Origin of the sequence: Pseudomonas sp. NPDC089395 (assembly GCF_044749525.1) — a bacterium.
Lineage (GTDB): Bacteria > Pseudomonadota > Gammaproteobacteria > Pseudomonadales > Pseudomonadaceae > Aquipseudomonas.
This window is the reverse complement of the sequence record NZ_JBIVID010000003.1, coordinates 333,835-353,178: the sequence shown is the minus strand read 5'-3', so window position 1 is coordinate 353,178 and position 19,344 is coordinate 333,835. Positions and strand designations below refer to the sequence as shown.

Here is a 19,344-nt window from a genome sequence, read left to right as displayed (position 1 = left end):
AGTGAAACGCCAGCTTTGACCATTTCTCTCGCCATCCACCAACGGCAGCTATGGGTCGATAGCGGTCATTCACGACCGGCTTTTTTCGACCCATAGCGGTCAGATAAAGCAGTTTTCCGCAGGCGCGGAAGACCCGTTACTCCAGAATCGCCACGGCCCGGACAAAACCTGCCGAAGCATGACGGATCTTGTACGGGAAGCAACTGACCAGAAACCCATATGCCGGCAACTGCTCCAGATTGGCCAGCTTCTCCATTTGTCCGTATCCGATATCGCGCCCGGCCTTGTGCCCCTCCCAGATAAGAGAGGCATCACCGGTTTCATTGAAGCGTTCGCGGGTGTACTTGAACGGGGCGTCCCAGCTCCAGGCATCGGTGCCAACCACCCTCACCCCCCGCTCCAACAGGTACAGCGTCGCCTCGCGCCCCATGCCCACCCCGGCCTCAAGGTAGCCAGGCTGGCCGAAGAGGCTGCCCGCCCGGGTGTTGACCAGCACGATGTCCAGCGGCTGCAAATGGTGACCGATACGTTCAAGCTCGGTCTCGACCTGTGCCGCCGTGACCACGTGACCATCCGGCAAATCCCGAAAGTCCAGCTTCACCCCCGGCTGCAAGCACCATTCCAGCGGCAGTTCATCGATGCCGAAGGCCGGCTTGCCGCCGTCGGTAGTCGATGCGTAGTGCCAGGGCGCATCCATGTGGGTACCGCTGTGGGTAGTGATCTGCAGGCGCTCCGCCGCCCACGACTCATCACCCGGCAGGTCTTCCTTGCGCAGCCCGGGAAACATGGCGGCCATCTCCGGCCAACCCTGCTGGTGGTCCATGTAGTCGATCTTCGGCAGCAGGGGCGGCGGATCTGTGTAGGGGTTGTTATCCAGGGTTACAGACAGATCCAGCAGGCGACGTGTGTTCAAGGCCATGAGCAGACTCCTTTGCGGCTGGCGACGCAGCGGTTGCGACGGGATGGCAGGTCGAGGGCATTGCGTAGCAGCCCGGCCACCGAACCGTCATGGCAGAAGCCCAGTTCGCGGGCCTGGGGGCTGCGCAATGGTGGATAACGACCGAACAGGGCTTCGAGCTGCGGGTCCGGGTCGAAGGCGATACGCGCGAGGTTGTCCGCGCCAAAACTGTCCGCCAGGCCGGCCAGCACCTGGGCGATGGACAGGTGCAGCACCGGCGTTTGCCAAGTGCGCTGGCTGCCAAGGTCTTCCAGCTCTGCGGCGCGCAGCAGGTTGTCCACGCAGCAGCGCGCAGACATCCACCAGGCACACGCCTCGGGAGATACCGGACAGGTGTAGGCCTCCCCTGCCGCATAGGCATGCAGCAGGTCGCTCATGAACGCCGAGCGCAAGCCATTCGGCTCGCGCGGTCGGGCGACGATGCCAGGCAGGCGCAGTGCGCGACCATCCACTTCGCCGCGTCGGGCCAAATCCTGCAAGGCGATTTCCACCATGCGCTTGTGCGCTGCATAAGACAGTTGCGGTGACGCCGGCTGGCCTTCGTCCATGCGAGCCGGCAACTCCCCGCCGTACACCGCGACGCTGCTGGCATAAACCAGCACCGGTGGGCAATTGGGGTTGCGCAACTGGTTGAGCAGCTCGAGGCTGGCTTGCAGGTTCACCTGGTAACCCAGCTCGTACTGCGCTTCGGCAGCACCGCCCGGTACGCTGACCAGGTGGAAGACCACATCCACGCCATCGGCCAGCGCCCGGCGCAGCAAAGCCGCGTCGGTGATGCTGCCGTGGTGACGACGCAGGCGTGCATCCTCGGGCAGGCCGTCCAGTGCCTGGTCCAGCACCAGCAACGCGTCGATCCGCCGCCCACGTACCTCGCCGGTCTCCAGCAAGCGCCGCACCAACAGCCGACCGACGAAGCCATTGGCACCGGTGACCATCACACGCATGGCCAGCCTCCCTGGACCACGCGCTGGTCGATGGCGCCGAACAACACCTCGCCCCCCGGCCCGCGTGCCTCCATGCGCACGCGGTCGCCAAAGCGCATGAATTCCGTGCGCGGCGCACCGGATGCAAGAGTTTCGATGGCGCGGCGCTCGGCGATACACGCCGAGCCTACGCTGCGATCGGCGTTGGAAACGGTACCGGAGCCCACCAGCGTGCCGGCGCTCAAGCGCCGGGTCAGCGCCGCGTGGGCAATCAGCTGATGAAAGCCGAAGTGCATGGCGCCGCCATAGGGATGGCCAAACCACTCGCCATTCCACTGCACCTGCAGCGCAAGGTGCACCCGACCGTCGCGCCAGGCCTCGCCGAGTTCATCCGGGGTGACCGCCACAGGCGCGAAACTGCTGGCCGGCTTGGCCTGGAGAAAGCCGAAACCGTTCCTCATCTCCCGCGGGGCCAGGGCCCGCAGGCTGACGTCGTTGAGCTGCAGAACCAGGCGCACATGCTGCAGGGCCTGCTCCGCCGGACAGCCCATGGGCACGTCATCGAGCAGCACGGCGAACTCCCCCTCGAAATCGATGCCGTGGGCCTCGCTCGGCAAAGGGATGTCCGCGCACGGCCCGAGGAAGTCGTCGCTGGCGCCCTGGTAGATCAGCGGGATGTGCTCGACGCCTTCGATCGGGTCGAGGTTGAAGGCCTTCTGCATCAGCTCGCCATGGCTGAGGAAGCATGAGCCGTCCAGCCATTGGCTGGCCCGTGGCAAAGGCGCGGCCAGTTGCGCCGGGTCGAGGTCGAAAGCGTCTGCGGCCACGTTATCGTTGAGCCGCTGGTACAGCGCCTGCAGGCGGGCTTCGACCTGGGGCCAGTTTTCCAGGGCAACCTTCAGGCTGCCAGCGATGTCGCTGGCATCGACCGCGCGTTCAAGGTCACGCGCCACCACCAGCAGGCGGCCATCGCGGCTGCCGTGGTTCAGCGTAGCGAGCTTCATGGCAGCAGCTCCTTCAGGTCATCGGCATAGCGCCCGTCGAGCAGGATGAAGACCATCCGCGCCACCTGCTCGCTGCGGTTGCTCCAGGCGTGGTTGGTGCCGCGCTGTACCACGATGTCGCCGCGTTTGAGGTGAACTTCGCCGTCATCCAGCACCAGCCAGACCTCGCCCTCGGTGACAATGCCGTAGTCCAGGGTCTGGGTGCGGTGCATCAGCTTGTGCCTGGAGTCCGATTTGCCGGTGCCGGCACTGGCTTCGCCGATTTCGGCGAAGGCTGCCGCCGCTTCTTCGGCACTGACCTGGTTCTGCACGCTGTCCGGTGGAATGTCCACCACACGGATCACGCTGCCCAGCGGGCCAGGGCTCAGTTGCAGGGCCTGCGCGGTCGGATCGTCGCCGTTATCCAGCTCCACCGGGCTGCCGACACTGTTCCAGACTTCGTAGAACAAGGTGCCCGGCACCGCCTTGAGCGGGAAGTTGTTCGGCGTCGGGCCACAACTGGCGACGACCGCCTGACCCTCGGCATCGTGGCCGGTGACCACACGTTTGAATGCAGGAAGCGATTGCATGTTGTCTCCTTTCAATTGCCGTCGCCGATGGTCGTGCCACCGTCGACAATAAGATTCTGTCCGCTGATGAATGCGCCGCCGGGAGCGGCCAGCAGCAGTGCCAAGGCCGCCACCTCTTCGGGGCGCCCGACCCGGCGCAACGGCGTCAGCGCCAGGCGCCGTTGCAAGACATCCGGGTTATCGGTCAATGGCCGGGCAAACTCGGTCTGGATGACGCCGGGACTGATGGCATTGACACGAATGTTCGCCGGCCCCCACTCCACCGCCAGGTTGCGCGCCAGTTGTGCCAGACCGGCCTTCGACAACCCATACAGGCCCAGACCCTTGTTGCCGCGCACACCGGCGATGCTGGCCATCAGCACCACGCTGCCACCACCGCCCTCGGCCATGGCCGGCAGCAATGCAGTGGTCAGCCATACGGCGCTGCGCAGGTTGACGCTGAAGGTCAGCTCCCAATCGGCGTCGCTGGCCGTGGACAACGGCCCAAGGTGCGGCGCGACGCCTGCGTTGCACACCAACGCGTCGAGCGCTCCGAACTGCGCCAGGCAGTGTTCGGCCAAATCCTGTACCGCTTGGGCTTCGCGCAAGTCAGCCACCAGAGCGATGGCCTCGATGCCCTCTTGCGCCAGCTGTGCCACGGCCTGCGTGCAAGCCTCGGCAGATTCGCTGCTGATGGCGATACGCGCCCCCGCGCGCCCGTACTCGCGGGCAATGGCCAGGCCGATGCCACGGGTGGCGCCAGTGATGAGGGCGGTCTTGCCCGCCAGGGAAAACCATTCGCTCATGGTGCACATATCCCTACCGCCGCACGCTGGTGACGCATCAACGACAGGCACACTGGCGCCAGCGCCAGCTGGCCGAGGGCAATCACCAGCAGCGCATGCGGCAGCCGCATTGCCATGCCTGCCATCAGTGCCAGCACCAGCAAGGGGCTGATGAACTCACCCGCGAAAATCGCCGCGGTGAACCCGCCCGTGGCACGGCCTCGCTGGTCGAAGACGACCTGCTGCATCACCCGGGTGATCAGGGTCGGCAACAACAGCCCCACACCCAGGCCATTGACCAGCACCGCCAGCACCACCGGGGCATAGCCGCTCGCCAGCGCCAGCAGGCCGCCACCTAACCCCGCCGTGGCAAAGCCCAAGGCCAGCAGACGAGCGACCGGCAAAGGCGCCAGCAAGCGGAAGGCCAGGGCACCGGCCAGCACGCCGAACTGGTTGGCGCCCATGGCCAGGCCGACCTGCCGGGGCGCATCGACCTGCAGCAGTTGCAGCACGTAGCCGGCCTGTACCGGGACGATGAACAGGCTGACACCGGCCATCGCGGTCAGCAGGTACAACGGCGCCAGGGCGGCCCATGGGAAACGCGACTGCGCCGTCGCTACGGCTGCGCTATGGCAGGCGCGCGGCTCCCACAGCAGCGCGGCCATCAGCGGCAAACACAGCACGCCCACCGCGTAGAGTGCGAACGGTGTACGCCAGTCGCTCTCACCCAGTGCGCCGCCCACGCCCATGAATAACGCTGCCGACAACGAGGTGACCACCATCTGCAAGGCGAACAACCGCGCCCGACGCTGGCCATCGAAGTAATCGCCCATCAGTGTGGTGCAGCAGGTCATGATGCCGGCTTCGGCCAGGCCGATGCCGGCGCGGCTGGCGACGATCAGGCCCAGTGAATCCAGCCACAACGGCAACACGCCGCACAGGCTGTAGAGCAACATGCTCGCCAGCAGCAGCGCCCGCCGTCCCATTCGGTCGGCCAATACCCCGGCCAGCGGTGCCAGCAAGGCGATCACCAGTGCCGGCAGGGTCAGCGCCACCGGCACCAGCACGGCAACGCCCGGTGTCTCGGCAAAATGCGCATGCATGCGTGGCAGCACCGGTGCGATCAGCACCGCGCCCAGCACGGGCAGGCAACTGCCGAACAGCAACAAGGCGGCCTGGGGGCTTGCGGCGGTACGTTCAGCGGCCATGACTGATCTCCTTGAGCGGGCGCAAGCGGGCACCCTGCTCCACCGTTGCACCAGCGTGCTCGTGCTGCCTCGTCGTACGTTCATACGTCGGCAATGCTGGCTGGCGCTCCTGATCCGCGCGCACCTGACGCTGCGGCAAGAGGAAGTAGGCCAGCGCCGGCAACAGGATCAACGCGCCGACCATGTTCCAGACGAACATGAAGGCCAGCAGCACGCCCATGTCGGCCTGGAACTTGATCGGCGAGAAGATCCAGGTGCCGACGCCGATGGCCAGGGTGATGCCGGTGAGCATCACGACCTTGCCGGTGAACAGCAGCGCACGGTAGTACGCCTGGGACAGGGTCGCGCCCTGGCGCAACTGGGCCAGGACGATGCTCATCACGTACAGCGCGTAGTCCACGCCGATGCCGACGCCCAGGGCGATCACCGGCAGGGTCGCCACCTTCACGCCGATGCCCAGGGCAACCATCAACGCTTCGCAGAGGATCGAGGTCAGTACCAGCGGCAGTACCGCGCACAGCACCGCGCGCCAGGACCGGAAGGTCACCAGGCAGAGCAGGATCACCGCGCCGTAGACCCACCAGAGCATGTCGCGGTTGGCCTGTTTCACCACCTGGTTGGTGGCGGCCTCGATACCGGCGCTACCGGCAGCCAGGAGGAAGCTGGCCTGCTCGCTGTCGTTGGCCTTGGCAAAGCCCTGGACGCTGTCCACTACCCGTGCCAGGGTGTCGGCCTTGTGATCGGTGAGGTAGGCGTAGAGCGTCAGCAGGCTGCAGTCGTCGTTGTACAGCCCGCGAGGGGCGCCCGCGGTGACCATGTTCAGGGTCGCCTGGTTGTTGACCAGGTCGTACCACTTCGGGCTGCCTTCGGAGAGGCCGACCAGCACTCGGCGGTTGAGCTGCGCCAGCGAGTTGGTCGAGTCCACCCCCTGCAGGCCACGCAACTGCCAGTCCAGGTCGTCCACGCGTTTCAAGGTGTCATAGGCCGAGCAGCCACCAGGGGCGGTGCGCACCATAACCGCGAAGACATCGCTACTGGCGCCGTAGTGCCGGGTGATGAACGCGTTGTCGCGGTTGTATCGCGAATCGGCGCGCAGCTCGGGGGCGCCGGCATCGAGGTCACCGACCTTCAGGTGCAGGCTCACGGCGTAGCCTCCGGCAGCCATCAGTGCGGCCACGACGATGCACGCGGCAGCCCAGCGGCGGCGAGTGAACAGGTCGAGGAAGCGCCACAGCGCCTGCTTGCGCGCCCCCCTGGCATCGCCCTCTTCGGCACGCAGGCTGCGCTGCGCCGCACGGCCGCTGACGCCCACGTAGGACAGCAGCACCGGCAGCAGGATCAGGTTGGTGAAGATCAACACCGCCACGCCCAGGCTGGCTATCACCGCCAGGTCCTGGATCACCTGAATCTGGATGATCATCAGCACGGCGAAGCCCACGGCATCGCACAGCAGCGCGGTGAGACCGGCCAGGAACAGCCGGCGGAAGGTGAAGCGCGCCGCCACCAGGCGATGCATGCCGCGGCCGATGTCCTGCATGATGCCATTCATCTTCTGCGCGCCGTGGCTCATGCCGATGGCGAACACCAGGAACGGCACCAGCACCGAGTAGGGGTCGAGCTCGTAGCCGAGCAACGGCAGCAGGCCGAGCTGCCAAATCACCGCCACCAGCGAGCACACCACCACCAGCGCGGTACTGCGCACGCAACGGGTGTACCAGTACAGCACACCGGCGGTGATGGCGATGGCGGCCGCGAAGAACAGCAGGATCTGCTGCAGCCCGTCGATCAGGTCGCCGACGACCTTGGCGAAACCACTAATGTGGATCTCCACGCCCTGCGCCTGGAAGCGTTCGCGCAAAGTCTCCAGCTCATGGGCGAAGGCCGAGTAGTCAAGCGCATGGCCGTCCGGGGTGTTTTCCAGCAGCGGCACGTAGAGGATGCTCGAGCGCTGATCGAAGGCCACCAGCTGGCCGATCTCGTTGGAACGCTCGACGTTGCGCTTGAGCGCCTCCAGGCTGACGGCAGCGCCATCGTAGCCATCAGGAATCACCGGGCCGCCTTCCAGGCCTTCCTCGGTCACCCCGGTCCAGCGAGTGGACGGGGTCCACAACGACTTCATCGCCGCACGGTCGACCCCCGGCAGCAGGTACACCGCGTCGTTGAGCTGCTGCAGACTATGCAGGTAGTCCTTGTCGTAGATGCTGCCACGCGGGTTGGCTACCGCGATACGCACGGCGTTGCCCAGGCCGGCCAGTTCCTGGCGGTGTTCCAGGTAGTTGTGGATGAACGGGTGATCGCGGGGGATCATCTTCTCGAAGCTGGCGTTGAGGGTCAGGCGCGAAGCCTGCCAACCGAGCAGCAGGGTCGTTGCCAGGCACAACAACAACACCAGCGCACGGTGGTTGAACAAGGCACGTTCCAGCAGCGAACCGGACGTGCTGTCGAAGTCGTCGAGACGGCCGCTGGACGTCGCAGGTGAATTCATGGCGTGCATGGCTCAGTCCGTCGTGGTGGGAAGGGAGGAAGATTCCAGGCGGCGCGCGCCGGCCATGCCGACGGCAACGATGGCACCGTCGGCGGCGGCGGTGGCGGCGGTCAGCGGCAGGCCATCGGAGACCGCCACAGGCTGCGCGGCAAAGCGCTCCAGGCCACTGCGCAGCAGCATCCCCGCCTGGTTGGCGAGCAACAACTGGCCACCCGCGACGCGCATGGCATTGAGCGATGCCGGAACCGGGTTGGCCAGCGCCTGGAGGCTGTCGCCACCGTCATCGGAAGCGAACAGCGAACCGCGCAGGCCGCCGACCAGCAGGCGGCCGTCGGGCAACACGGCGGCCGCGAAGTAGCTGCCGTCGTACGGGCTTCGCAGCGCGTCGAAATGCTCACCGCCATCGCGCGAGCGCAATAGCAGGCCCTGCTCGCCGGCGACGTACAGGTTGGCGCCCTGGCGGGCCAGTGCGTAAAGGTGCAGCCCGCGCCGATTCGGCAACAGGCCCATGGCCGACTGCCAGCTGCGCCCACCGTCGGCGGTGCTCATGGCCAGGCCATAGGCGCCCACGACCAGGCCGTGGCGTGCATCGGCGAAGCTCAGCGCGAGCAGCGGCTTGTCCGCGCCATCGGCCTGCAGCCGTTGCGCCGCCGCGAGGCGGCCTTCGTCAGCGGACGCTTCGGCTGCCTGCACCTCCAGGGCGGCAGCGCGCTTGCCGTCGAGTTGCAAGCCCCAGTGCTCGCCGCCATCCTCGCTGTGCAACACCACGCCAGCGTGGCCGACCGCCCAACCATTGCGCTCGTCGACGAACTGCACGGCGGTCAGGCTGACGCTCACCGGCACGGCTTTGGCCTGGCGCCAAGTCGCGCCGTTGTCGTCGGAAAGCAGCACCACGCCACGCTCGCCCACCGACACCAGGCGCGCGCCGGCGCGGGCCACGTCCTGCAGCACCGCATGCAGGGCCTGAGGCCCTTGCACCGCGGGCTGCGCGAGTACATCCACACTACCGCCGGCGAAGGCCGGCGGCAGCCCGCAACAGGCTGCCAGCAGCCAGCCGTAGAGCATCTTGTTCATCGCACGCAACCTTTTGTTCTTGTCGTGGGTACCGCGGGCGCAGTGCGCCCGCTCAGCGCACGCCCTCGCCCGCCATGGCGTCGGCGGTGAATACCGAGTCCTTGTAGGGCGGCACGATGCGGTACTGCTCGTTCTTGCCGGCGAACAGGTCCCCGGCGAACCAGGCACCGGAGAGCAAGTCGTAGAAGCCGTTGGTCAGGGTCACTACGCCCGGTAGGTCGGGAAGCACCACCGGCGAGGTCCAGACCACCTTGGCCAGCTGGTCACGCGCGTCGTAGCGCTCGCCGAGCACAGCCGCCCAGGTGTCCTCGTCGAGGTAATAAGTGCTGCGCGGCATCACGTGGCGCTGGCCGTTCTTCAGGGTCGCCTCGACCACCCATACACGGTGCAGCTCCCAGCGGATGGATTCGGGGTTCAGGTGATGCGGATCGAGCAGCGCCTCGGCGTTACTGGCAGTGAACACCTTGTTGGCGTTGTAGGGGATGTACATCTCCTTCTTGCCCACTAGTTTCCAGTCGAAGCGGTCAAGGCGACCGTTGAACACGTACAGCTCATCGAAACTCATGACGCCTGCGGTGGCCGGGGTCGGCGTGTCGCAGCAAGCATTGGGCAGACGGCGCACACGGCGCTGGCCCGGCAGGTAGGTCCAGACCGCAGCTTTGTCGGCGTTGAGGTTTTCCAGGCCGGTGATGGCCTCGCCGGCGCGCAGTGGCGGGCCGTCGTTGGTCATGCGAATGGACCAGAACACCCCCTTGTCGCCACTGCCGCCAGGCAGATACCAAGGCATCTGCAGGTCGGCGCGCGAGTCGTTGGTGAGCACGTGCTTGCCGTCGGCGGTGGTCAGGTACTGGTTGAAGCTGGCGTGCCAGGACGCACCGCGCCAACGCAGCAGGTGGTTCCACATGGCTTCCACGCCGTTGGCCGGGATCGGGAACGGAATGCCGCCGGATGCGCCTTCAGGCATGGGGCCGGCGGGGCCGTCCAACAGCTTGCCGCTGGTGGCGTTGGCGAAGGTGGCGTCGTACACCGACTGAGGCGCGGCAGCACTGCGGTGAGTCGGATAGATATCGAGGCGGTAGCTGTCCGGGTACTTCTTCAGCATGGCCTGGATGCCCGGCGTCAGCTTGTCGGCGTACTGCGCCATGTTCTGCGCGGTGATGGTCAGCAGCGGCTTGTCGCCGGCGAACGGGTCGCCACGCTTGCCGCCTTCCTTGTAGGCCGGGTCGGCCTTGGTATAGCCACCGGTCCAGGCCGGAATGCTGCCCTCGGCATTGCCGGCGCGTTCGCCACCGAGCGGGGTCAGGCTAGTCTTGAGCGTGGCCGCCTGCTCGGCGGACACCGCGGCCACGGCGCCATGGGCGAACAGCAGCGAGGCACTCAGGGCAGTGAGCAGGGAAACGGCTTTCTTGTTGTGTCTCATCGGGTGGTCCTCGGTCAGAAGGTGCGGCTGACGGTGAAGGCGATGAAGTCGCGGTCTTTGAGCGACTGTTCGAAGGTGTAGTGGCTGTCGGCGTCGAGGAAGGTGTTCTCCGGGCCGTAGTAGTGCGTGTAGGTCAGGCCCAGGCTCCAGGTGTTGAGGTAGTTGCCCTTCAGCCCGATGTTCAGGTCGCCGCCATGGTCAGTACCAAAGCCGGTGCCCAGCGCCATCGACGCGCCATTGGTGTAGCTCGCGCCGATCGGCACCGACAGGTCGAGACCAGGCAGGATTTGCCGGTACATCGGCTCGAACACCAGGCGCAGGCTTGTGGCGTCGCGGTCGGCGTTGGGGTCGATGGCATCAGCGTTCTTGCTCACGCTCATCACCCGGTTCCAGGCGATTTCGCCAAGGAAGCTCGACTCGGCAGCGATGAAGTTCGGCTCCAGGCTGGCAAGCCAGGAGAAGTTGGCGTGCAGCGTGCGGCCGGTGGCGTACAGCGGGTTGTCGTCGTTGTCGATTGCCTCGCCCACGGCCAGCGCATGCTGGCTGGTAGAGGCCAGCGGCTGGTTCCAGCGCGTGGACAATTCGCCGGCCAGGTTGAAGTTGCCCAGGGTGGTGGAGAAGCTGGCACCAAAGGCCTCGATGCCTTCGGGGTACACCCAGTAGAACTCGCCGGCCTTGCCGCTGACCGGGTCGAGGCTGGCGAAGTCCGGGCGCACGTTGAGCTGCGGCGACTTGTCGTGGAAGCGGATGGCATAAAGGCCCCAATCGACGGTCTCGGTGCGCCAGCGCAGTTGCACGCCGCCCTGCCCCGAATCCTTGGCTTCCTTGTCGTTGCCGTGGAAGAACGCCAGGGGCTGGCCACCGGGGAACACCGGTGCGCCGACGAACATGCGCTCGGCGCCATCGCCGAAGAAGTCGTCGGTGGAGAAATAGCTGCCCGCCGCCGGCAGGCGGTTGGCTTCCCACTCGAACTGGTAGTAGGCCCCGATGGACACATCCGGCGTCAGTTGCAGTTGCCCGGAAATCTGCTGTACCGGGCGAATCAGCTCCTTGAACTGGGTGTTGGGTACCGACAGGCCCTTGACCACATCCACCGGCGCCATGCCGCCGGCGATGCCGTTCATGCCGTAGAACAGGCTCTCGCCCCACTGCATGGCGTACTGGCCCAGGCGGCCGGACAGCGGCATGTCGCCGATCTCGGTCTTGCCGAAGATGAAGGCGTCTAGCAACTCGCCCTTGCGCCCGTGCAGGGTGCGGGTGTCGTCGGTAAATTCGTCGTAGCCGACTGAGTAACTGTTGGCGCGGCTGGGGTCGTTATTGTCGGTGCCCCGGTTGTAGACATCGTCGTACCAGGCAGCACCACTGACCCGCGCGCCGACGTTGTGATAGGTGATATCCAGCTCGGACAGCAGGTCGAGGCGATTAGAGATCAGGCCCTTGTCGAAGTTGCGGTCACCGTCGTCCAGGTTCAGCGCGGTCTGCCCTTCGGTGAGCTTGCTGCTGGCGTCCTGGGTGCGCCAGGCGGCGCTGTATTTCAGCGTATTGTCCCAGCGCACCCGCAGGTCGGGGTTGCCGGTGTCGAATTCGAAGGCCTGCGCCTGGCTTGCAGCCAGCGCGACAAGCGCCAGGCTGAGAGGCTTGAGTGCCGGCACTGGCCGTGCGAATGCACCTTTGCGAGTCAACATCGTGGTTTCCTCTTTCTTGTTCTTGTGCGTCGGTGTTGGCGTAGGGGCCGGCGCGCCAGGCAGGCAGGGCGCGCCGGTCAGAGAATCAGATCGGTTGCGCGGTAACCTCCAGCATCTGCTTGACCAAGCCGATGCGGTCGAAGGACGGGTCACGCTGGACCTCCTTCTCGCCGGCCAGCAGGGACATCTCGCTGATGAATTTGCAGCGTTCGAAACGCCGGCCCATGAAGCGCTGCAGCTGTACGTCGAGGCTGCCGTCGGTGGTGAGTTCCTCGGCCAGGACCACGGCATCCTCGATGGCCATGCCGGCGCCCTGCCCCAGGTGCGGCGTGGTGGCATGGGCGGCATCACCGATCAGCAGCACGCGGCCGCGGTACCAGGGTTCGTCAACGAACACCGCCTCCAACGGCTTGTAGACGACCTCGGCGCTGTCATCGATGAGCTCGCGCAACTCGCCGATCAGCCCACCAAAACCGGCCAGGCGCTGGCGCAGGCCCTGCGCCAGGGTGGCGGGCTCCATCCAGGGGTTGCCGGGCTCATGCGAGGTGGTGAACAGGTACATCAGGTCATCGGCCAGCGGCACCAGGCCAGCGTTGCCCGATGGCCCCTGGTAGTTGGCCAGATGGTCGATGCCGGCGGCCCGCGGGAAGTTGTAGCGCCACACCGACTGGCCGGTGAAGCGCGGCTGGTACTGGTCGCCGAACAGCAAGCCGCGCACCTTCGAGAACAAGCCATCGGCGCCGACCACCAGCCCGTAGCGGCCTTGGCTGCTGTCGCTGAACAGGACGTCAACGCCGCTGGCATCCTGCTCAAAGCTTTCCACCGAGGTGCCCAGGCGCACCTGCGTGCCGAGTTCGATGGCCGTTTCGCTCAGCACCTTGTGCAGGGCGCGGCGCGAGATACCGACGTTGGCCGGGTACTGCGGGCCGGCCAAGCGCTGGCCGGGGATGCGCGCCAGCTGCTGCCCTTCGGTGGTGTAGATGGCCACGTCCTCGAAGGCGTAGGCCGCATCGAGGTAGGCTTCGAGCAGGCCCAGGCGGTGCATCTCGCGCACCACGTTGCTCTGCTGGATGATGCCGACCCCGTAGACGGTCCATTCGGCTTTCAACTCGACCAAATCGACGGCAATGCCCTTGCGGCGCAGGGCGATGGCAGCGCACAGTCCGCCAATCCCGCCACCCACGATCAGCACGTTGTTCACAGTATTCATGGCATGTCTCACGTCTTGTTCTTGTTGTTCGCCCCGTCATGCGAGGCGACCGTTTCCTGTGCCTGGGCACAGCTTCCCGGCTGCGCCTGGCGTTGACCAATCGCGTCGCGGGATGCGACCTATCGCGCGGCGCGATAGGTCAGCGCTCGAGCTGCGCCAACGGCAATAGCAACCAGCCGTCCACCTCCTGGTGCACCAGCACCTGCAAGGCCTCGCCACGGCAGGGGCCGTGGACGCAGGCGCCGTCCTCGGGCCGGAAGCGCGCGCCGTGGGCATAGCACACGACCCACTGGCCATCGGCACTCAGAAATCGATCCTTGCGGTACTCCAACGGCACCAGCAGGTGCGGGCAAAGGTTGCGGTAGACCCTGACCTGGCCCCGGTGGCGCAGGGCGAACAAGCTGTCCGCGCCCCTGCCCTGCGGGTCGAAGCCGCGCGCCTGGCCTTCGCCCAGCGCATCGAGCCGGCACAGCGCCACGCAACCCATGCTTCAACCCTGCTTCGGCGGTGGGCCGCTCGGTGCCCATTTCTCCCGCGAGGCGAACAGGAACAGCTGCGAGTTGTCGGCCGACATCGGCGCCTGGCGCGCCGCCCACTCGTCATCGTGCTTGTCCATGTCGGCGTCGTACTCGATATGGCAACCGAGCGGGCTGTTGAAGTACCAGAACCAGTTGGAGCCCAGCAGATGCCGGCCTGGCCCCCAGAAGCTGGTCCAGCCGTTCTGCTGGAAGCGCGTACCAGCCAGCAGCACCTCGGTGCCGCTGCCCATGTGGAAGGTGAAGTGCTCGCAGCCCTGCATGTGCGGTGGCGTCTGAATCATGAACAGGCAGTGGTGGTCGTCCATGCCGGCTGTGCGCATGAACGGGCCGACGCCGATGAAGCTGTCGGTGGTGACGAAGCCCAGGCGGTCGCGATAGAACGCTTCGCCCTTGGCCGCGTCGGGCACGAAGTACACCACGTGGGACAAGGTGCGTGGCAGGGCCGGCATGTCTGGAGCGATGCCCAGCTGGTTGAGCGGGCGCTGCGGCGCGCTGCCAGGGGCATTGGTGAGGTCAGCCGGCGCTTCGAAGGCGCGGCGGCAGGTCACCTGGAAGGCGATGGCGAAACCCAGGTCATCGACGGTATGCAGCGCGCCGCCGGCATCGCGGTGCACCGCGCGGTCACGGCCCAGTTCGTCAGCGATCGCCTCCAGGTCCGTCGCGGCGGCCACGCCGTAGATGGTTTCACGCAGCGACGGCGTAGGGCCCAGCGCTGGCGGCAGGCGGCTGTCGTCGCCGCGGCGGATGATGATCGCGGTGCCGTCCAGCGCCTCGAAACGGCCGCCGTCGGCGTCCAGTTGAACGGCTTTCAGGCCATAGTCACGCAGGCAATCGGCACAGGCCTGTATATCGTCGACGCCGAATACCAGCGCGTCGAGACCAAGAATGTTCATGGCTACCACTCCATTGAAATTGTTATTCGGCGAGGCAGGGTCACCGGTAGTGGGTCGCGGCGGCATGGCGGCCGTTCGACTGGAGCGCAGGTTGCTCGGTGGTGGGCCGGGGTGACCAATCGCGTGTCGGGATGCGAGGCATCGGCAATCGCGATACCTGCGCGCCAGCCCATGGCGCCTGGCGTTGGCTGGCTGCAGAAGGGGAAGGTATTGACGTATCGGTAATCCAGCGGGAAGGTATCGCGAAAATAACTACAAGAACCGAGAGCTATCACATGCGCTTTCACCACCTTGATCTGAACCTGCTGGTTGCCCTGGACATCCTGCTCGATGAGCAGAACATCACCCGCGCTGCCGAGCGCCTGCACATGACCCAGTCGGCCACCAGTGGCGTGCTCGGCCGCTTGCGGACCTTCTTCGAGGACGAACTGCTGGTGCAGGTCGGCCGCAAGATGCAGCCCACGCCCTACGCCCTGGAGCTTGCCAAGCCGGTGCGCGAGGTGCTGCTGACCATTCGTTCGTCAATCACTGCCAAGCCGGTGTTCGAACCGGCCAGTAGCAAGCGGCACTTCCGCCTGGTGGCCTCGGACTACCTGATCAGCGTGCTGTTCGCCCAGGTTCTCCAGAAAATCCACCAGCAGGCGCCGCACATCACCTTCGAAATGATCAGCCCCGGCGACGGCAGCGCCGAGCTGCTGATGCGCGGCGAGGTCGACATGATGATCGTGCCCGAGCGCTACCTGATCGACGGCCATCCGGCACAGCTGCTGTTCGAGGAAGATCATGTCTGCATGGTCTGGCGCGACAACCCCGAGGTCGGCGAGCAGTTGAGCCTGGAGCAGTACATGCAGATGGGGCACATCTCGGTGGGCTTTGGCCGCAACCGCCACCTGAGTATCGAAGACTGGTTCATGAACCAGTACGGCTTCAACCGCCGCCTGGAAGTGATCACCAACGACTTCAACACCTTGCCTCAGTTACTGGTGGGCACCCCACGGATCGCCACCATGCACCGTCGCCTGGCCGAGCTGTACGCCGGCTACCTGCCCCTGCGCATCCTGCCGCCACCGGTGAAGATCCCGGTGATGCGCGAGTTCATGCTCTGGCACCGCAGCATGGAGGGTGACCCCATGCACCGCTGGCTGCGCGAGCGCATCAGCGAGTTCATCCAGCGCGCCGAGACGCAGCCAGGTGCCCTGCGCGCCACCGCCTGAAACGCCACCATCGCCCCGGCCACCGCAACGGTGCCGGGGCATCGCGTTTCACGATACCTCGCATCCCTTATCACGATTGGCCCCGCCCTGCCCTGCCTGCGTACCTTGCTTGCGAACCGCGCCCTGCGTGCCTGCCGCAGTTTTGGGCGCCGTACCCAACGACCGCAGAAGGACAACAACAAATGTTCCGTTACTTTCCCACCAACTACGTCTGGAATCTCTCGGTGGACCTGGCCATCGAGATGGGCGCCCGCATGGGCGAAATCGAAGAAATGTGCGCACCACTGCTGGAAGCCGCCAAGCAGCCAGACGCTGCCGGTACCCAGGCCTTCAGGGAAACCTGGTCGAACATGGCCGACAAACTCTGCGCCTTGGCCGAGGAAGACGAAGCGGCTGGCCGACGCCTCTCCGCGGGTGAGAAATACAACCGCGCCGCCACCTACTACCTCACCTGCGAACGCCTGCAGGCCCACGGCGCGCCGGGTCGCGCAGACCTGTACCAGCGCTTCCTGGCCACCTTCGCGCGGGGTATCGACCTGTCCGCAGAAAACTGCGAGCGGGTGGAAATCCCTTATGAGGGCAAGCACCTTTCGGGCTTGCTGGTGCGCGCCGAGGGCGTCAGCGGCCCAGCACCGCTGCTGGTGCAGGTCAACGGCCTGGATTCGACCAAGGAGATGAAGTACCGCGTCGGCCTGCCCGCCTGGCTGGCCAAGCGCGGCGTGTCGTCGCTGATCATCGACCAGCCCGGCACTGGCGAGGCGTTACGCCTGCACGGCCTGACCGCACGCTTCGACAGCGAGCACTGGGCTAGCCGCGTGGTGGACTGGCTGGAAACCCGCGCCGACGTCGATCCTGGGCGCATCGGCCTGGAAGGTGTGTCCCTGGGCGGCTATTACTGCCCGCGCGCGGTGGCCTTCGAGCCGCGTTTCGCTTGCGGCGTGGTGTGGGGCGCCAACCACGACTGGCGCGATGTGCAAAAGCGCCGCCTGGAGAAGGAAGGCAATTTCCCGGTGCCACACTACTGGGCACACGTATGCTGGGTCTGGGGGGCGAAGGACATGGACGACTTCATGCGTATCGCTGAAAACGTGCATTTGGACGGTGTACTGGAGCGCATTCGCGTGCCGTTCCTGGTCACCCACGGCGAGAAAGACTCGCAGATCCCGCTCAAATGGGCGCATCGCACCTATGAGCAACTGCTCAACAGCCCAAAACGTGAGCTGAAGATCTTCACCAACCGTGAAGGCGGCGTGCAGCACTCCAGTTTCGACAACAGCATCAACGCCGGCCATTACATCGCCGACTGGGTCGCCGAGACCCTCGGTGGCCATACCGCCTGACCTCCCGCGCTGACAGTTCCCGGCCAGCCTCTTCGGAGGCTGACCGGGTACCTGCTAGCGGGTCACCGCGTGATCAGGCCGGTGCCCGCGTGCCGTGGAATGCCGCAATCCGCCACCCCTCCTCGCGTTTCACCCACAGCTGCGTGGCGAAGCCTTCGGCGCGCACCGGCTCGCCGCCGCCACGCTTTTGCAGCAGGTTGCACTGCGCCCCGCTCATCAGCGCCAGGCCGTCGGCAAACACCCTCACCGTCAACTCGCCACGCTCTACCGCCAGGTAGCGCACAGCGTCACGGGCATAGTCCAGGTACTGCGCCTTGTCCTGTACCAGCCCGGTGGTGTGCACGTACAGCAGGTCATCGTCAAACAGCGTGTGGAGCCGGGCATGGTCTTCCTGTATCAGGGCCCGCTGGCGTTCGGCCTCCAGGCCCAGCAACAGATCGTGAATAGCCTTCATGGGATTGTCCTCGGTGATTGGTTGGCGAGCGCATCCTCGCCCCACCTTGCCCCGAGGAAAAATCGCCAATCGCCATGCCTGGCATCGCCACTACCGATACTCGCTGCGTCTACCCCACTACTCGCGTGCAGCCCAGGCAGGACAAAGACTGGGCCAGGTATCGACGGCATCGATGGCGGGCCATCGACAGCATCTGTTGGTGCGCGGCGGCGCTCACGGTCTAGCCTGCCGGCAAACAACAAGACGAGGAGAATTCGTCCATGAGCGCCCTTCATCTGCACTGCTCCACCTTGTTCGATGGCACGGGCCTGCAGGCCCGCCCGTTGCACACGCTGATCATCGAAGGCGGTGTGATCCGCCATGTCGGGCCAACCGCAGAGGCGCCGCGCCCACGGCCTGGTGACCGTGAAACCCAGGGGCATTTCGTCATGCCTGGGCTTGTGGATGTGCACACCCACCTGGCGTTCGGCAATGCCCAGAGCGAAGAGGACATCGACATCTGGACCAGCGACGAATTTCGCGCCTTGCGCGGCTTGTTCTTTGCCCAGCACGTACTGGCCGCAGGCGTGACCTCGATGGTCTGCCCCGGCGACAGCGGCCAGCTCAGCATCGCCGTGCGCAACACGGTCAATGCCGGCCTGTTCGAGGGGCCGCGTATCGCCGCCAGCAGCCGCGTGATCACCAACCGGCAGAGCCTGAACGACTGGTTCCCCAGCCGTGTCGGCGCGCCGGAATACTTCACCGCCGCGCTGGTCACCAGCCGTACAGAAGCCATCGCGCAGATCCGCAAGCAGGCCAAGGATGGCGTGGACCTGATCAAGATCGCCATGGACGGCACTCACCGTCGCCCCAACGGTGAAATCATCGCCGCCTTCACCGCCGACGAAACCCGTGAAATGGTCGATGAGGCCCACCGCCTCGGCTGCCGCGTCGCCACCCACGCCTATGGCCGCGAGGCGGTCATGTATGCCGCCAAGGCCGGCGTAGACCTGGTGTTCCACGCCTTCTACATGGACGATGCCTGCATCGAGGCGCTGCTTGAGGCAGGCAGCGTGCTGGCCCCGACCATGACCTTCCCACAGAACACCGTGGACTTCTGCCAGCCCCACGACCCCGCCATCAGCACCGGCTACGCCGGTTATTGCGCACGCACGCTGGAGGTGGGCTCACCGGTACTCAAGCGCGCCAAAGCTGCTGGCGTGCCCTTCGCCTGCGGCAGCGACAGCGGCTTTGCCATCACACCCTATGGAGAATGGCATGCCCGCGAACTCGAATTGCTGGTACGACGCCTGGGCTTCACCCCGGCCGAGGCACTGTACGCCGCCACCAACGTCGGCGCCCGGCTGATGCCCAAGGGCGAGACCCTCGGCACGCTTGAACCGGGCAAGCAGGCCGACCTGCTGGTGCTGAACGGCTCGCCCCTGGACGACATCCGCATCCTCCAGGACCGCAGCCGCCTGCTGGCCGTGTACAAGGCCGGCGAGTCGGTGCGCCTGCAACGCACCGGCTACAACCCCAAACAGGTGTCGGACTTCAACTCGCTGAAATGGACCGACCTCTACACCCGCGACCGCGTAGCCGAACTCGGCAAATGGAGCCTGTGA

At 65.9% G+C, this 19,344-nt stretch carries 17 protein-coding genes; 3 read left to right on the top strand and 14 right to left on the bottom strand.

Going from position 1 to position 19,344, the window contains the following annotated elements:
• Positions 1-136: 136 nt before the first annotated feature.
• From ACIPZG_RS09995 to ACIPZG_RS09935, 13 genes are all read right to left on the bottom strand, one after another.
• Positions 137-919, bottom strand: coding sequence for a cyclase family protein (locus ACIPZG_RS09995; protein WP_400712937.1), 783 nt, complete (start codon positions 917-919; stop codon positions 137-139).
• Complete coding sequence (locus tag ACIPZG_RS09990) at positions 910-1,902, bottom strand: NAD-dependent epimerase/dehydratase family protein (protein WP_400712934.1); 993 nt, start codon at positions 1,900-1,902, stop codon at positions 910-912. Before ACIPZG_RS09990 ends, ACIPZG_RS09995 begins: the two co-directional genes overlap by 10 nt.
• Positions 1,893-2,885 carry a fumarylacetoacetate hydrolase family protein gene (locus tag ACIPZG_RS09985; protein ID WP_400712931.1) on the bottom strand — a complete coding sequence of 331 codons (993 nt, stop codon included), beginning with the start codon at positions 2,883-2,885 and terminating at the stop codon, positions 1,893-1,895. The genes ACIPZG_RS09990 and ACIPZG_RS09985 overlap by 10 nt, the downstream gene beginning before the upstream one ends.
• Entirely contained in the window at positions 2,882-3,454 is a 573-nt protein-coding gene (locus ACIPZG_RS09980) for a cupin domain-containing protein (protein ID WP_400712928.1), read from the bottom strand. The genes ACIPZG_RS09985 and ACIPZG_RS09980 overlap by 4 nt, the downstream gene beginning before the upstream one ends.
• 11 nt (positions 3,455-3,465) lie before the next feature.
• Positions 3,466-4,239 carry an SDR family NAD(P)-dependent oxidoreductase gene (locus tag ACIPZG_RS09975; protein WP_400712925.1) on the bottom strand — a complete coding sequence of 258 codons (774 nt, stop codon included), beginning with the start codon at positions 4,237-4,239 and terminating at the stop codon, positions 3,466-3,468.
• On the bottom strand, positions 4,236-5,426 hold the full coding sequence (locus ACIPZG_RS09970; RefSeq protein WP_400712922.1) for an MFS transporter: 1,191 nt from the start codon (positions 5,424-5,426) through the stop codon (positions 4,236-4,238). Before ACIPZG_RS09970 ends, ACIPZG_RS09975 begins: the two co-directional genes overlap by 4 nt.
• On the bottom strand, positions 5,416-7,920 hold the full coding sequence (locus ACIPZG_RS09965; protein ID WP_400712919.1) for an RND family transporter: 2,505 nt from the start codon (positions 7,918-7,920) through the stop codon (positions 5,416-5,418). The genes ACIPZG_RS09970 and ACIPZG_RS09965 overlap by 11 nt, the downstream gene beginning before the upstream one ends.
• Positions 7,921-7,923: 3 nt before the next feature.
• Entirely contained in the window at positions 7,924-8,985 is a 1,062-nt protein-coding gene (locus ACIPZG_RS09960; RefSeq protein ID WP_400712916.1) for a WD40/YVTN/BNR-like repeat-containing protein, read from the bottom strand.
• Between the two features lie 52 nt (positions 8,986-9,037).
• The gene (locus tag ACIPZG_RS09955; protein WP_400712913.1) at positions 9,038-10,405 is read right to left on the bottom strand and encodes a DUF1329 domain-containing protein; all 1,368 of its coding nucleotides are present in this window, start codon (positions 10,403-10,405) and stop codon (positions 9,038-9,040) included.
• 14 nt (positions 10,406-10,419) lie between these two features.
• Positions 10,420-12,090, bottom strand: coding sequence for a DUF1302 domain-containing protein (locus tag ACIPZG_RS09950; protein WP_400712910.1), 1,671 nt, complete (start codon positions 12,088-12,090; stop codon positions 10,420-10,422).
• 85 nt (positions 12,091-12,175) lie between these two features.
• Positions 12,176-13,300: an FAD-dependent oxidoreductase gene (locus ACIPZG_RS09945; protein ID WP_400712907.1), complete on the bottom strand. Its 1,125-nt coding sequence runs from the start codon at positions 13,298-13,300 to the stop codon at positions 12,176-12,178.
• Positions 13,301-13,439: 139 nt separating this feature from the next.
• On the bottom strand, positions 13,440-13,787 hold the full coding sequence (locus ACIPZG_RS09940; RefSeq protein ID WP_400712904.1) for a Rieske (2Fe-2S) protein: 348 nt from the start codon (positions 13,785-13,787) through the stop codon (positions 13,440-13,442).
• Positions 13,788-13,790: 3 nt separating this feature from the next.
• Positions 13,791-14,732 carry a VOC family protein gene (locus ACIPZG_RS09935; RefSeq protein WP_400712901.1) on the bottom strand — a complete coding sequence of 314 codons (942 nt, stop codon included), beginning with the start codon at positions 14,730-14,732 and terminating at the stop codon, positions 13,791-13,793.
• A 275-nt stretch (positions 14,733-15,007) separates the two neighbouring features.
• Between ACIPZG_RS09935 and ACIPZG_RS09930 the strand changes: the two genes are divergently transcribed.
• Both ACIPZG_RS09930 and ACIPZG_RS09925 read left to right on the top strand, forming a co-directional pair.
• Positions 15,008-15,946, top strand: a complete 939-nt coding sequence (locus tag ACIPZG_RS09930) for a LysR family transcriptional regulator (RefSeq protein ID WP_027916890.1) — start codon at positions 15,008-15,010, stop codon at positions 15,944-15,946.
• 182 nt (positions 15,947-16,128) lie between these two features.
• The gene (locus tag ACIPZG_RS09925) at positions 16,129-17,286 is read left to right on the top strand and encodes an alpha/beta hydrolase family protein (protein WP_400712898.1); all 1,158 of its coding nucleotides are present in this window, start codon (positions 16,129-16,131) and stop codon (positions 17,284-17,286) included.
• 73 nt (positions 17,287-17,359) lie between these two features.
• Here the strand turns inward: ACIPZG_RS09925 and ACIPZG_RS09920 are convergent, their stop codons facing one another.
• Positions 17,360-17,740 (bottom strand): nuclear transport factor 2 family protein, encoded by a 381-nt coding sequence (locus ACIPZG_RS09920; protein WP_400712895.1) that lies wholly within the window; start codon positions 17,738-17,740, stop codon positions 17,360-17,362.
• Positions 17,741-18,000: 260 nt separating this feature from the next.
• On the opposite strand from ACIPZG_RS09920, the gene ACIPZG_RS09915 reads away from it, so the two are divergent.
• Positions 18,001-19,344 carry an amidohydrolase family protein gene (locus tag ACIPZG_RS09915; protein ID WP_400712892.1) on the top strand — a complete coding sequence of 448 codons (1,344 nt, stop codon included), beginning with the start codon at positions 18,001-18,003 and terminating at the stop codon, positions 19,342-19,344.

Bases quoted from the DNA above. Each gene is read 5' to 3' on its own strand.
- ACIPZG_RS09995 (WP_400712937.1), bottom strand. From the start codon at position 919: ATGGCCTTGAACACACGTCGCCTGCTGGATCTGTCTGTAACCCTGGAT.
- ACIPZG_RS09990 (WP_400712934.1), bottom strand. From the start codon at position 1,902: ATGCGTGTGATGGTCACCGGTGCCAATGGCTTCGTCGGTCGGCTGTTG.
- ACIPZG_RS09985 (WP_400712931.1), bottom strand. From the start codon at position 2,885: ATGAAGCTCGCTACGCTGAACCACGGCAGCCGCGATGGCCGCCTGCTG.
- ACIPZG_RS09980 (WP_400712928.1), bottom strand. From the start codon at position 3,454: ATGCAATCGCTTCCTGCATTCAAACGTGTGGTCACCGGCCACGATGCC.
- ACIPZG_RS09975 (WP_400712925.1), bottom strand. From the start codon at position 4,239: ATGAGCGAATGGTTTTCCCTGGCGGGCAAGACCGCCCTCATCACTGGC.
- ACIPZG_RS09970 (WP_400712922.1), bottom strand. From the start codon at position 5,426: ATGGCCGCTGAACGTACCGCCGCAAGCCCCCAGGCCGCCTTGTTGCTG.
- ACIPZG_RS09965 (WP_400712919.1), bottom strand. From the start codon at position 7,920: ATGCACGCCATGAATTCACCTGCGACGTCCAGCGGCCGTCTCGACGAC.
- ACIPZG_RS09960 (WP_400712916.1), bottom strand. From the start codon at position 8,985: ATGAACAAGATGCTCTACGGCTGGCTGCTGGCAGCCTGTTGCGGGCTG.
- ACIPZG_RS09955 (WP_400712913.1), bottom strand. From the start codon at position 10,405: ATGAGACACAACAAGAAAGCCGTTTCCCTGCTCACTGCCCTGAGTGCC.
- ACIPZG_RS09950 (WP_400712910.1), bottom strand. From the start codon at position 12,090: ATGTTGACTCGCAAAGGTGCATTCGCACGGCCAGTGCCGGCACTCAAG.
- ACIPZG_RS09945 (WP_400712907.1), bottom strand. From the start codon at position 13,300: ATGAATACTGTGAACAACGTGCTGATCGTGGGTGGCGGGATTGGCGGA.
- ACIPZG_RS09940 (WP_400712904.1), bottom strand. From the start codon at position 13,787: ATGGGTTGCGTGGCGCTGTGCCGGCTCGATGCGCTGGGCGAAGGCCAG.
- ACIPZG_RS09935 (WP_400712901.1), bottom strand. From the start codon at position 14,732: ATGAACATTCTTGGTCTCGACGCGCTGGTATTCGGCGTCGACGATATA.
- ACIPZG_RS09930 (WP_027916890.1), top strand. From the start codon at position 15,008: ATGCGCTTTCACCACCTTGATCTGAACCTGCTGGTTGCCCTGGACATC.
- ACIPZG_RS09925 (WP_400712898.1), top strand. From the start codon at position 16,129: ATGTTCCGTTACTTTCCCACCAACTACGTCTGGAATCTCTCGGTGGAC.
- ACIPZG_RS09920 (WP_400712895.1), bottom strand. From the start codon at position 17,740: ATGAAGGCTATTCACGATCTGTTGCTGGGCCTGGAGGCCGAACGCCAG.
- ACIPZG_RS09915 (WP_400712892.1), top strand. From the start codon at position 18,001: ATGAGCGCCCTTCATCTGCACTGCTCCACCTTGTTCGATGGCACGGGC.